Origin of the sequence: Marinobacter sp. ST-43, assembly GCF_030541085.1 — a bacterium.
GTDB lineage: Bacteria > Pseudomonadota > Gammaproteobacteria > Pseudomonadales > Oleiphilaceae > Marinobacter > Marinobacter nauticus.
Window position 1 is genome coordinate 230184 of the sequence record NZ_JASSVO010000004.1, and the last position, 12153, is coordinate 242336.

General features: G+C 59.8%; 12 protein-coding genes. 7 read left to right on the forward strand and 5 right to left on the reverse strand.

Annotation, left to right across the window (positions count from 1 at the left end; genetic code table 11):
* Positions 1–35 precede the first annotated feature (35 nt).
* Both QPL98_RS08630 and QPL98_RS08635 read left to right on the forward strand, forming a co-directional pair.
* The gene (locus QPL98_RS08630; protein WP_023011982.1) at positions 36–1493 is read left to right on the forward strand and encodes an aspartate kinase; all 1458 of its coding nucleotides are present in this window, start codon (positions 36–38) and stop codon (positions 1491–1493) included.
* 238 nt (positions 1494–1731) lie between these two features.
* Entirely contained in the window at positions 1732–2724 is a 993-nt protein-coding gene (locus QPL98_RS08635; protein WP_022992295.1) for an RNA polymerase sigma factor RpoD/SigA, read from the forward strand.
* Between the two features lies 1 nt (position 2725).
* Here QPL98_RS08635 and QPL98_RS08640 read toward each other — a convergent pair whose 3' ends face one another.
* Genes QPL98_RS08640 through pdxH form a run of 5 tightly spaced genes read right to left on the reverse strand, consistent with a single transcriptional unit; the run spans position 2726 to position 5512 of the window.
* Positions 2726–3181: a DUF3429 domain-containing protein gene (locus tag QPL98_RS08640; RefSeq protein WP_022992294.1), complete on the reverse strand. Its 456-nt coding sequence runs from the start codon at positions 3179–3181 to the stop codon at positions 2726–2728.
* Positions 3178–3483 carry a DUF6482 family protein gene (locus QPL98_RS08645; RefSeq protein ID WP_022992293.1) on the reverse strand — a complete coding sequence of 102 codons (306 nt, stop codon included), beginning with the start codon at positions 3481–3483 and terminating at the stop codon, positions 3178–3180. Before QPL98_RS08645 ends, QPL98_RS08640 begins: the two co-directional genes overlap by 4 nt.
* Positions 3484–3540: 57 nt before the next feature.
* A complete protein-coding gene (locus tag QPL98_RS08650; protein ID WP_011783733.1) occupies positions 3541–4125 on the reverse strand; it encodes a DNA-3-methyladenine glycosylase I in 585 nt (194 codons plus the stop codon).
* Positions 4126–4143: 18 nt separating this feature from the next.
* Positions 4144–4908, reverse strand: a complete 765-nt coding sequence (locus QPL98_RS08655) for a 4'-phosphopantetheinyl transferase superfamily protein (RefSeq protein WP_303293085.1) — start codon at positions 4906–4908, stop codon at positions 4144–4146.
* Positions 4877–5512 carry a pyridoxamine 5'-phosphate oxidase gene (gene pdxH / locus QPL98_RS08660; protein ID WP_303293086.1) on the reverse strand — a complete coding sequence of 212 codons (636 nt, stop codon included), beginning with the start codon at positions 5510–5512 and terminating at the stop codon, positions 4877–4879. The genes QPL98_RS08655 and pdxH overlap by 32 nt, the downstream gene beginning before the upstream one ends.
* A gap of 178 nt (positions 5513–5690) precedes the next feature.
* On the opposite strand from pdxH, the gene QPL98_RS08665 reads away from it, so the two are divergent.
* From QPL98_RS08665 to QPL98_RS08685, 5 genes are all read left to right on the forward strand, one after another.
* A complete protein-coding gene (locus QPL98_RS08665) occupies positions 5691–8543 on the forward strand; it encodes a DUF748 domain-containing protein (protein WP_303293087.1) in 2853 nt (950 codons plus the stop codon).
* A gap of 26 nt (positions 8544–8569) precedes the next feature.
* Positions 8570–9175, forward strand: a complete 606-nt coding sequence (gene yfbR / locus QPL98_RS08670; RefSeq protein WP_303293088.1) for a 5'-deoxynucleotidase — start codon at positions 8570–8572, stop codon at positions 9173–9175.
* 129 nt (positions 9176–9304) lie between these two features.
* Positions 9305–10120, forward strand: a complete 816-nt coding sequence (locus QPL98_RS08675; protein ID WP_114434373.1) for an SDR family oxidoreductase — start codon at positions 9305–9307, stop codon at positions 10118–10120.
* Between the two features lie 91 nt (positions 10121–10211).
* A complete protein-coding gene (locus tag QPL98_RS08680) occupies positions 10212–11318 on the forward strand; it encodes a GGDEF domain-containing protein (RefSeq protein ID WP_303293089.1) in 1107 nt (368 codons plus the stop codon).
* Between the two features lie 53 nt (positions 11319–11371).
* Positions 11372–12148, forward strand: coding sequence for a class II glutamine amidotransferase (locus QPL98_RS08685; protein ID WP_011783740.1), 777 nt, complete (start codon positions 11372–11374; stop codon positions 12146–12148).
* Positions 12149–12153: the final 5 nt, after the last annotated feature.

Below are 12153 nucleotides of genomic sequence, written 5' to 3' on the forward strand. Positions count from 1 at the left end.
ACACTTACATTCCGCAGGATAGCAAAGGCAACGACATGACAACGGCACAACATACCGTCGAGAAAATCGGCGGTACTTCCATGAGTAACTATGAGGCCGTGCGCGACAATATCATTATTGGCAAGCGCAAGAAGAGCGACCTCTACCAGCGGATTTTTGTGGTCTCTGCCTACGGCGGCGTGACCAACGAGCTGCTGGAACACAAGAAAACCGGCGAGCCGGGCGTCTATGCCCTGTTTGCCGATGCCGAATCCGACTGGGCCTGGGGCGACGACCTCACCAAACTGATTCAACTGCTGACGGACATCAACGGTGAGCTGTTTGCCGATCCGATGCTCAAGCAGCAGGCGGACCAGTTTATTACTGATCGCATCGAGGGTGTCCGGGGCTGCCTGATCGACCTGCAACGGCTGTGCTCCTACGGCCAGTTCCAGCTGGAAGAACACCTGCTCACCGTGCGGGAGATGCTGGCAGGGATCGGTGAAGCCCACAGTGCATTCAATACTGCCCTGAAGCTGCAGCAGGAAGGCATCAACGCCCGCTTTGTCGATCTGACCGGCTGGCGCGACAGTGAATTACTGCCGCTGGATGAAAAGCTCAAGCAGGCCTTCGACGCCATCGACCTGAGCCGGGAACTGCCAATCGTGACCGGTTATGCCCAGTGCAAGGAAGGCCTGATGCGTACCTTCGACCGGGGCTACAGCGAGATGACGTTCAGCCGCACGGCGGTGATCACCAATGCCCGGGAAGCAATCATCCATAAGGAATACCATCTGAGTTCTGCCGATCCGAACATCGTGGGTGAAGACAAGGTGGTTCCGTTGGGGCGTACCAACTACGACGTAGCCGACCAACTAGCTAACCTGGGGATGGAAGCGATTCACCCACGGGCCGGTAAAGGTCTGCGTCAGAACGAGATTCCGCTGCGGGTGATGAATACCTTCGAGCCGGAGCATACCGGTACGCTGATCACCGGCGACTACGTCAGTGAAAAACCCCAGGTGGAGATTGTCGCGGGTGCCAAAGGCGTATTTGCCATTGAGGTGTTCGATCAGGACATGCAGGGCGAACCGGGTTCTGACCGCCGGATCCTGGATGTACTGAGCCGTTTCAAAGTGCGGTTCATGTCCAAGGACACCAATGCCAATACCATTACCCACTACGTGGATACCACGCTCAAGCACGTGAAGCGGGTGGTCAAGGCACTGGAGGAAGAGTTCCCCAATGCCGAAATCAGTACCCGCAAAGTGGCCCTGGTGTCTGCCATTGGCAGTGACATGAAGGTGCCGGGCATTCTTGCCCGTTCGGTAAAATCACTGGCTGACAAGGACATCAGCGTGCTGGCGATCCACCAGTGCATGCGTCAGGTGGATATCCAGTTTGTGATTGATGAAGACAAATACGACCAGGCGATTGTGGCCCTGCATGGGGCGCTGATTGAGCCCCATAACCACGAATACGCCATCGTGGCGGCATCAACCACCGCCAGCTAGGAATTACCCACAGGCGGAACCGGTCGCTTCGCCTGTGGGTAATGGAGGAGTCTTGCCTCCAGATCGGGCGCCCGGTCGGCCGTCTCACAACCTGTGAGGTTTCATGGCCGGGCGTGACCGATCCCTTCCTCTCACTGTCATATCTGCCTTTCCGTATTTCGGTTTCCCGCTGTTTGCAGGGGAATCCATGCCTGCCTGATCTGCGTATTCCCTGTAAATATCAAACCGGTACCGAGCCATGCAGATACAGAGCCGGCCGGGACCGCTTCCGACGCTGCCCAACGATGGTGAAAGGGATTCCCTGGTCGGGTTGTATTTCAGGGATGCGTCCCGGCATGACCTCCTTAGCGAAACCGATGAACGGCGTCTGGCCAGAAAGCTGATCCGGTCGCTAAAGGTGATTCATACCGAACTGGCATTACCCGAGGATACACCACAAACCCTGCGGGATGTGGTGGGTAGCCTGGGCGATGCCTGCGCCTTTTCGGCCCGCTGTCGCCGGGCCTATCACCTTGCCATGGCCTGCCGTCACCGCCTGATCCAGAGCAACCTGAGACTGGCGGTGCACATTGCCCGGCGCTACGGCCACCATGGTATTCCCATGTCGGATCTGATTCAGGATGCCAATGTTGGTCTGATCAAGGCTGTGGAGCGCTACGACCCGGGCAAGGGCTTCCGGTTCTCCACCTATGCCTACTGGTGGATCAGTGAAGAAGTGCGCCGCTGCCTGCAGCGGGGTGTGCGTGTGGTGCATACGCCGGAGAATGTGGTGGAGGAGATCCGCCAGTTGCAGAAGGTGTCCATGCGCTTGCATCACTCCCTTGGCCGGGAGCCTACCCAGTCCGAGCTGGCTCGGGAAATGGAGGCCACACCCTCCAGGATTGGCGAACTGAGAGCCCTGGCGTCCAGGGAAGTGTCGACCGATGTTCCGCTGGTTGAAGACGGATCGGTGACCCTGGCCGACAGTCTCGATGCGGGTGCCGATACCCGCCCGGATCAGCCGTTTCGGGCGCGGGACCGGATGATTCGGCTGGAGCGCATGATGGGGGAACTGTCGGACCGGGAGCGGGATATCCTGACCCGGCGTTACGGGCTTGGCTTGATTGAACCCGAGACTCTGCAAACCATCTCGGAGCAGATGGGCCTGAGCCGGGAGCGTGTGCGACAGATCGAGAAAGGGGCCCTGAGAAAACTGCAGGCGCTGTTTGGAACAGATCCTGACGGTGCCTGAATCAGGCACCGTGCAGCAGGAAAAACCAGGCAGCGACCGTTAGCTGGCAGGCCAGTACCACGGTGGTCAGCACCAATCGCATCTTCAGATACCAGGCCGGCCAGTAGGTACGCATCCAGCGGGCGTCCACCAGATACAGCAACAGGAACGCGACGATGTAGAGCGGGATTTTCTGTGGCGTCTGCAGTAATAGCCCGATACCGGCGGCAACGAAGAACAACTGGCTCAGCAGCATGGTCACCAGGGGCGATTGCGGGTAGGAGCGGTTTTCCAGCTGCATGGCAATGGTCCAGTAGATTCCGCCCATAAAAGCGAGAATACCGGCGCTGTAAATATAGAACCACGCCAGAATGGCAACGCTGTTGGCTGGCATCAGGAACAGGCCAGCGGTGCCAAGAATGAATGGAATCAGGCCGGCAATGCCGACCAGAACGGCCAGGCGAGCAACTGAGATCACGACTTCTGCCTCTGTACCTGTATCCGCATGGGTTCGATGTCTGCCGGCGCCATACCAACCATTTCGTGGTACGCCGAGGGATGCACCACCTGGGTTTCCCGGATGGTGTAGCCAGAAAGCGTGTCCTGAATCTGCCAGGCGCTACGGAATAGCCGGGTCTGCCCTTTATGGTCCGACAGTACCTTCATGCCTTCAGGGCCATGCAGGCGAGCCATGTACTGTTGGCCCTCCAGGGAGAGGATCTCCAGAAGGTCGATCACCGGTTGTTCCAGGTTTTTGAGTTCGTCGAGGGTAATGCGCACCGTGAAGCTCCCGAAATGATGTGTCAGGGGAACTTACGATCAACAGGCCCGGTAAGATCATTGTGCCAGTTGCCGGCACTCCGTGTGGGCATGGCAGGACACCAGATGATCATTGACCATGCCGGTGGCCTGCATGAAGGCGTAGACGATGGTGGGGCCCACAAAATTAAAGCCTGCTTTCTTCAGGGCCTTGGACATGGCTTCAGATTCCGGCGTGGTGACGGGGACCTCGGCCAGTGTCTGCCACCGGTTCTGGATGGGCCGGCCGTTGACGAATTGCCAGAGAAACTCCGAGAACGAGATGCCCTGATCCCGCAGAGCGAGGAACCCCCGAGCATTGCGGATGATGGAATGGACTTTCAGGCGATTCCGGATAATGCCCGGGTCTGCCAGCAGGCGGGCGATATCGTCCTCATCAAAGCGGACAATCTGCTCCGGGTCAAAGCCGGCGTAGGCCTGCCGGTAGCTTTCCTGCTTGCGAAGGATGGTAATCCAGCTCAAACCGGCTTGCTGTCCGTCCAGGCAGAGCTTTTCGAACAGCGCCTGATCGTCATATTCCGGGCGCCCCCAGACGGTGTCGTGGTAGTGCACGTACAGTGGGTCGGTGCCGCACCAGGGGCAGCGGCCGGTGGTCTGGGGCATAGTGGCCTCGCCTATCACCTATGGTCGGGCTCTGATCAGCCGGTGAAACAGAGGCTCCCAGGAAACGTCGAGGCTGGAAGCCGGCCCCAGATTGTAGTCATCCGGCGGTGGTTCCAGCAAGGTAATCTCCGGCCAGGTGCTGGTCTTATCCGGGCTGCCATCGCAGGGGTAAACCAGGGTAACCAGAAAGCCCTCGGCATACAGGCAACTGGCTTGCCAGTGTCGGTCGGGCTGGTCCCCGTACAGCTCGAAATTCTTCCGTACTTCCAGGGTTTGCAGATTGCCGGCAATGCCCCGCCCGGTCGCTTTAAGCCAGGCTTCTTTCAGGGTCCAGACCTTGAGGAAGCTGAACGCATTGTTCGCCTTCAGCAGCCATTCCTGCTCAACGGGAGTGAACCAGCGTGTCGTCACTCTGGCCCAGTCTGGCCGGCGCTGGCTCGGCTCCAGATCAATCCCCAGGGCGCTCCGGCCGGTGGCGCAGGCGGTCAGTCCCTGGCTGTGGCTCAGGGACAGGTGCCAGCCCTGCGGGCTGGCGGAGGCAACGGGCCGTCCCGGTACCGGGTAACAGCTTTCCGGAGCCTCACCACTGGCGCGGGCCAGGGCCTGGCGAATCAGCCAGCGGCTGGTCAGGTATTCCTGGCGCCTGGGCCCTTCCAGACGCGCCAGGGTTTCGCCTTCATCGGCGGTCATCCAGGCCGGAGCCTGAGACAGGTTCCGGTTAATCTGGTGGCACAGCCAGATTGCCGGCCGGTCAGGGTTGCAGTCGTTGGATTGTCCAGCCATCGCCCTCTCTCACGTACTCAAATCGATCGTGAAGCCGGCTCGGCCTTCCCTGCCAGAATTCGATTCGCTCCGGAACCACCCGGTACCCGCCCCAGAAACTGGGGAGTGGAATTTCTCCGGAACTGAACTTGCGTTTCATCTCTGCGACTTTTTGCTCCAACAGGCCTCTGGAAGTAATCACTTGGCTTTGCTCCGAGACCCAGGCGCCAATCTGGCTGCCCCGGGGCCGGGACGAAAAGTAGCGCAGGGATTCCGCCTTGCTGACCTTCTCTACCGCACCCTGAATACGCACCTGCCGGTTCAGGCCAATCCATGGGAACAGCAGGGCGCCCCGCGGATTCTCCTGAAGCTCCTGAGCCTTGCGACTGCCGTAGTTGGTGTAGAACACAAAGCCCTGGTTGTCGAAATACTTCAGTAGCACGGTTCTGAGATCGGGCATGCCGTCGGCACCGGTGGTGGCCAGTGACATGGCATTGGGCTCCAGAATGCCCGCCGTTCTGGCATCCTCGAACCAGGTCTGGAACTGCTGTACCGGATCCTCGTTCAGGTGTTCACGATCCAGCCCTTCGCTTTCGAAATCCCGACGCATATCGCCGATATCCATACTGCTCGTCTCCGTTGATCAACACAGGGAGTCATACGTCAGCGGAGCATATCGGGTTCGGTGGCCGCTGTCAGGTTTCGTGTCTGGTCTGGTGAATTCGCTGACAAACACCATACACGGGCGCTATGCTTGCACCATGGCCGGCCGCGGCGCCGTGGGTAGATAAAGGGAGAGTCTTGTGGCAGAGAAAGAGGCAGAGAACAGCCAGGTAGCAAGCCAGCGGGTAGTGAATCGCCGGAAGAGCCATCTGGTCAGGAACCTGCTGATCGCATTGGGCGTGTTGTTGGGTCTGTATGCCCTGGCCGGCTTCCTGGTTCTGCCCTGGTGGCTGGAGCGGTCGTTGCCGGAACAGATGGACCAGCGCATGGGCTGGCAGGCTGAGGTGGAGAACGTGCGGTTCAATCCGTTTGCCTTCAGCTTGGAAGCAGACGCCTTTTCTGCAAAGGATACGACTGGGGAGCCGGTGACGTCGTTTGATCACCTGCGGGTGAATCTCAGTTTCCTCAGTTTGCTCCGGGGTATCATCGGGTTTGAGGAAATCCGTCTGGTGGAGCCGGACGTTCGCCTGGATTTGCTGCAGGACCATGACATCAATTTTGCCCGGGACTGGCGCAGTGCCAATCCCGAGAAAGAGGACACGACCCGGCCTGAAACCGCTGAGTCGAGTAATCCGCCCAAGTTGTATTTCCAGCAGGTGACCATCGATGGTGGTGAGCTGCTGTTCCGTGACTTCTCTCAGGGTGGCGACCCTGCCGAGTTTCGGGTTGCGCCGCTGGATCTTACCCTGAACGATCTGGCCACCTGGCCCCGGGACGGCAGCGACAGTCAGTATTCCGTGATGGCCGCTCTGGGTGAGCAGGTGATCGAATGGGATGGGGAATTAAGCGTTACCCCGCTGTACTCTGAAGGGCGGCTCCGGCTTTCAGGGCTTCGCCATGATACTCTCGCCCACTTCCTGGCTCCCTATCTGCCGTGGCAGCTGCGCGCTGGCACCGTAACCCTGGAATCCCGCTATGAACTGGCCGGTGGCGATCGCGTTGAACTGATCACCTCCGATGGCAACCTCACTATCCAGCAACTGGCGCTGGCGCTCTCGCCTTCCGATGACCAGCCCGCCCTTGCTACAGAGACGATTGCCATTCAGGGTATTGGCTTCGACCTGACGGCCCGGGAGGCAACCGTTGGCATGGTGTCGATCCAGCAACCGTCGCTGGCTGCTACCCGGAATGCCGAGGGCGAGGTGGATTGGCAGGCGTCTCTGGCAACTGCCGGAACCGATCAATCCGAAACCTCGGAGCCGGCGTCTGATTCGGGCGAGCCATTCCGCTGGTCGGTCCAGGGTGTCGAGTTGTCCGGCGGCCAGGTTCGCTGGCGGGATCAGGTGCCGGAAACAGACGCCGAGATTGCCGTCAATAATCTGGCCATTACCATGGGTGGTCTCTCCCACCGCCTGGATGAACCGGTTTCCTACGATATTTCCGCAGAACTCGGCACCGGTGGCCGGGTGACCGCCATTGGCCAGCTGACTCCGGCGCCGTTTACCTTTGAGGGCGCCTTGTCCGGCAACTACATCCTGTTGCCCGTTATCCAACCCTATGTTGCCACTGCCGCAAACCTGGAACTGGTGGATGGGCGCCTGGGTTTCGATGGCAATCTGGACCTGGATGGCCAGGATGAACCCCTGACCGGCACCTTCAGCGGCACGGCTGAAATTGCCGGGTTGGCCACGCGGCTACCGGGCAATGGCGGGGAGCTGGTGTCCTGGGAGTTGCTGCGCCTGGCCCCGGTGGAGTTCAACCTTAATCCCGCCCGGCTGGAAATCGGCACCGTGACCCTGAACAGCCCGGCGGTTAATGTCATCCGGGCGGCCGACGGACTGCACAATCTGCAGCAGATTATTCAGGATGGCGGGGCCTCCGAGGCAGAAACCAGCCCAACGGAGCCGTCGGAAGTCTCGGAACCAGGCTTTATTTTCCGCATTGGCGAACTGGTCGTGGAGCAAGGTTCCATGGCCTACACCGACCGCACGCTGGAGCCGCCCTTCAGTACCGCGTTCCAGGAACTCACGGGATCGGTGACCGGCATCAGCAATGTCCCTCCGCAACAGGGGCGGGTGGCGATCAGCGGCCAGCTGGCCGGGGTGGCACCGGTTCGTTTTGACGGAACCCTGGGCGCTCTGGGCACCGAAGAGCCCAGCAACCTGAAACTCACCATGAAAGACATGGCGTTGCCGGTACTGTCGCCCTATTTCGGTCGCTATCTGGGGTATTCGGTGGACAGCGGCAAACTGGAACTGGCGCTGGATTACCAGATAACCGGTACCCGGCTTCAGGCGTCCAACGAAGTGATCCTGGACCGGATGCAACTGGGCTCTGCGGTGGCCAGCGAACAGGCTATTAACGCCCCGGTCAAGCTGGGTCTGGCTCTGCTCACAGATCGTGACGGTGTTATCGAGGTGAATTTGCCCATTCAGGGCGACATGTCAGCCCCCGAATTCAGCGTTGGCCAGATTGTCATGCGGGCGTTCGTGAACCTGTTGGTGAAAGCGGCCGCCTCACCGTTCAGTATGCTGGGCTCGCTGGCGGAAATGGCAGGCTTCAGCAGCGAAGAGCTGGGCCAGGTCAGCTTTGTCCCCGGTAGTGTGCAACTGGCGGATAACGAGGCCGAGAAACTGTCCGCGCTGGCCCAGGCGCTAAGGGAGCGACCGGAGCTTCTGCTCAACATCCGTGGTGCTGTTGCCCCTGAGGCCGATGCCCTGGCATTGCTGAAGGCGCAGATGCAGGCCCGCGGTGAGGCCGTTACCGGCGAAGCCTGGGAGCAGGCGCAGCAGGCCTGGCGCGATGGTGAGCGCAGCCTGCCGCCGGAAGCGCTTGGAAGCCTGGCCTCGGAGCGAGGGGTAACGGTTCGTCAGGTGCTGACGGCGACGCATGAGGTGTCGGACAGCCAGCTGTTCCTGCTGGATCCGGCCCGTGATGCGCCGGTAGATGACCAGGGCAACGTGATGGTCCGGTTTACCCTGGACGTTCGTTGAATCGGAATACACGGAGTTCCGCAGCCATGACCGACAGCCCGGGCCGAAAGGCCAGCCATTTCTTTGCCTATGTGTCGCGCCTGCGCTGGATCAAACGCTGGGGCCTGATGCGCAATGCTATTGATGAAAACGTGGCCACCCATTCCTGGGAGGTGGCTACCGTTGCCCACGCCCTGGCGCTTATTCGCAACCGGCATTTTGCCGGAACGGTGAATGCAGACCGTGTCGCTGCAGCGGCTCTCTATCATGATGCCACCGAAGTGATCACCGGGGATATGCCCACCCCGGTGAAATACCATTCCCGGGTGATGCGGGAGGCGTTCGGCGACATCGAACACAAGGCCGAAGCTGAATTGCTGGCGCTGTTGCCGGAAGACCTGCGGGAGGATTTTTCGCCCTATGTGCGGGAATCCCGACTGGGGTCGGAAGAAAAGGAACTGATCAAGGCGGCGGACCGTCTCTCGGCCTGGCTGAAATGTCGTGCCGAACTGCGTGCCGGCAATCCGGAGTTCGGCCCCGCGGAGCAGCAGATCCGGGCACGCCTGGAAGCGGATGGCCTGCCGGAAGTGCAGTACTTCCTGGAGGTGTTTGCACCCGGGTATGACCAGCCCCTGGATAACCTGCTGGGTTGATTGGAGGACTGGCTCTGGTGCCGGGCTCGCCAGGGGGCCAGTGCCATAGGTTTGCCTCTGGTGGCTCTCTAAAGTGGCGAATAACGAAAGCGCTGCTTTACTGAAAGACCACAACAAGAGGTTCCCGCCATGAAAGATCTGAACAACAAGGTGGCTGTCGTCACCGGTGCTGGCTCTGGTATCGGCCGATCCCTGGCCAAATCCCTCGCGGCCCGGGGCTGTCGGCTGGCTCTTTCCGACGTTAACGAGGCGGGGCTGGCGGAAACCGCAGCCGGACTGGACGGTGTCGAGGTGAAAACCTACCGCCTGGATGTCTCCGACCGGGACGCTATCTACGCCCACGCCGCACAGGTCCGCAAGGAATTTGGCCAGGTTAACCTGATTATCAACAACGCCGGTGTGGCCCTCTCTGCCACGGTGCGGGAAATGACCGACGCCGATTTCAAGTGGGTGATGGACATTGATTTCTGGGGCGTTGCCCACGGTACCCGGGCGTTTCTGCCGTACCTGATTGAATCCGGCGATGGTCATGTGGTGAACATCTCCAGTGTGTTTGGCCTGATCGGAGTGCCCAAGCAAAGCGCCTACAATGCTGCCAAGTTTGCGGTGCGTGGGTTTACCGAGTCCCTGCGCCAGGAAATGAAACTGGAGAATCAGCCGGTTCAGGTCAGCTGTGTGCACCCTGGTGGCATCCGCACCAACATTGCCAATGCCGCGCGCATGGGCAAATCCGAAAACGCCGAGGCCCAGCGCAAGGGCTTCGACAAACTGGCCATGACCACACCGGACAAGGCGGCTGAAATTATTGTTAAAGGCATCCTCAAAAACGAATCCCGTATTCTGGTGGGGCCGGATGCCTGGGGCATTGACGCCATCAATCGGTTGCTGGGCTCGGCCTATCAACCGTTGGTGGAGCGGTTCTCCCGCAAGAACCTGTATATCTGAGGGCTCGCGGTAACCTGATCTCCGTTGGCTGGTTGTTTTACAGCCAGCGGAGACCGACTATACTCTCTGGTTGATCCAGGGAAGAGTCAGCATGAATACGTCAAAGCATCCGGATCTGGGGACGGCATTGGAACAAAGCCGCTCAGGACTCCGGGATAACCACCGTCGCTCGCTTACCAGGCTGTTGTTTCTGGTGACTGGCTCTGCGCTGGTCGTTTTTTCCTGTCTGCAATTTTTCAACGGTTATCCATGGGTGGCGCTGGTCGAGCTGTTGGCCAGTGGGCTGCTTTTCTACGGCGTTTTTTGTCTGAAAACCACGGCTCACCTGCAACAGTGGATCTACGCCTATCTGGTGTCGCTGTTTTCGTTTTTCATCGTCATCTTGCTGTTGCCAGAGGCCTCCATTGCGGCTTTTGTCTGGGTGCTGATGATGCCGGTTCTGGCCTACCTTCTGCTCGGCAAGCACGAGGGCATGATCCTGAGTGTGCCCTTTATGCTGGTGGGCGGGGTGGTTTACTACTTCTTCCTCGGTGATGTGGGTTCTGCCCACCGGATGATCGATCTGCTCAACATGGTTCTGTGCGGTGCCCTGATGCAGGTGTTCATGCACATGTACGAGGTGCGTCGGGAAGAGGCTGAGCAACGGTTGTTCGACATGGCACAGACCGATGCCCTGACCGGCCTGGCCAATCGCTCCAATTTCCAGTCAACACTGGCCCGCACTATTGCCGAGTGTGAGCGCAGCGGAACCGATTTTGCTCTGGTGATTATGGACATCGACCACTTCAAACTGGTCAACGATACCCTCGGCCACGATGCCGGTGACTACGTATTGAGGAGCATCGGGCAGTGCCTGACCGAGCGTCTGCGCACGACCGACTTTGTTGGCCGGCTGGGCGGCGAGGAATTTGGCCTGATTCTGAGGGATGCAAAGCCTGGGGATGCCTTTGAACTGATGGACGAGTTGCGGGAGCGCATTGCCCGGCGGGAGCTGAAATACGGCGAAGCGGGTATCCGCGTGACCGCCTCGTTTGGCATTGCCCAGTGGCCGGAGCACGGCAGGGAAGCGGAAACCCTGTTCTGTGTGGCAGACCGTTGTCTCTACAGCGGCAAGCGGGCAGGCCGGAACCGTGTGGCGCCCGCCGGTGCCGGACAGCCTCCGAAAACCGCCGGTTCCATGGCTGGAGGTCTCGGTTGATTCGGGTATCCTAGCGAATACACCCGGAAGCAAGGCTGAGGATACCGCCAACCATGTGTGAACTGCTGGCCATGAGCGCCAACACCCCGACCGATCTCTGTTTCAGCTTTACCGGCCTGACTCGCCGTGGCGGCGACACCGGCCCACACAAGGATGGCTGGGGCGTCGCTTTCTACGAAGGTAAAGGGGTGCGCTGTTTTCACGATGCCGACGCCAGTGCCTCCTCGCGCATTGCCGAAGTGGTGCAGACCCATCCCATCAAGAGTGAAGTGGCCATCTGCCACATACGCCAGGCCAATGTGGGTGATATCTGCCTGGCCAACACCCATCCGTTCATTCGCGAGCTTTGGGGCCGCTACTGGGTCTTCGCCCATAATGGTCAGCTTTCGGAGTTTTCCGCGGCGCCCGGCTTCTACGAGGCCGTTGGCAGCACCGACAGCGAAGCCCTGTTCTGCGATATCCTGAACCACCTGCGCAGTCATTGCGATCGAGACACTGCCACCGAGCAGGTGGTGGAACGGCTGGTTCAGCTGTCCCGGAACTACGCCCGCCAGGGGGTATTCAACCTGCTGCTAAGCAACGGCGACTGGCTGTTTACATTTTGCACCACCAAGATGGCCAGTATTACCCGGCGGGCGCCGTTCGGCCCCGCCCGCCTCAAGGATGCCGACGTTACCGTGGATTTTGAATCGGAAACCACACCCAACGACATTGTCAGCGTCATCGTGACCGAACCCCTCACCAGCGACGAAACCTGGGATATTTACAAGCCGGGTGAATGGCGTTTGTGGCGACGGGGCGTTGTGGTGATGCAGGGCTCGGAATTGTGACCCAG

Coding starts and splice junctions, on each gene's coding strand:
- QPL98_RS08655 (WP_303293085.1), bottom strand. CDS start 4,908: ATGGCTGGACAATCCAACGACTGCAACCCTGACCGGCCGGCAATCTGG.
- yfbR (WP_303293088.1), top strand. CDS start 8,570: ATGACCGACAGCCCGGGCCGAAAGGCCAGCCATTTCTTTGCCTATGTG.
- QPL98_RS08635 (WP_022992295.1), top strand. CDS start 1,732: ATGCAGATACAGAGCCGGCCGGGACCGCTTCCGACGCTGCCCAACGAT.
- QPL98_RS08680 (WP_303293089.1), top strand. CDS start 10,212: ATGAATACGTCAAAGCATCCGGATCTGGGGACGGCATTGGAACAAAGC.
- QPL98_RS08630 (WP_023011982.1), top strand. CDS start 36: ATGACAACGGCACAACATACCGTCGAGAAAATCGGCGGTACTTCCATG.
- QPL98_RS08685 (WP_011783740.1), top strand. CDS start 11,372: ATGTGTGAACTGCTGGCCATGAGCGCCAACACCCCGACCGATCTCTGT.
- QPL98_RS08675 (WP_114434373.1), top strand. CDS start 9,305: ATGAAAGATCTGAACAACAAGGTGGCTGTCGTCACCGGTGCTGGCTCT.
- QPL98_RS08650 (WP_011783733.1), bottom strand. CDS start 4,125: ATGCCCCAGACCACCGGCCGCTGCCCCTGGTGCGGCACCGACCCACTG.
- pdxH (WP_303293086.1), bottom strand. CDS start 5,512: ATGGATATCGGCGATATGCGTCGGGATTTCGAAAGCGAAGGGCTGGAT.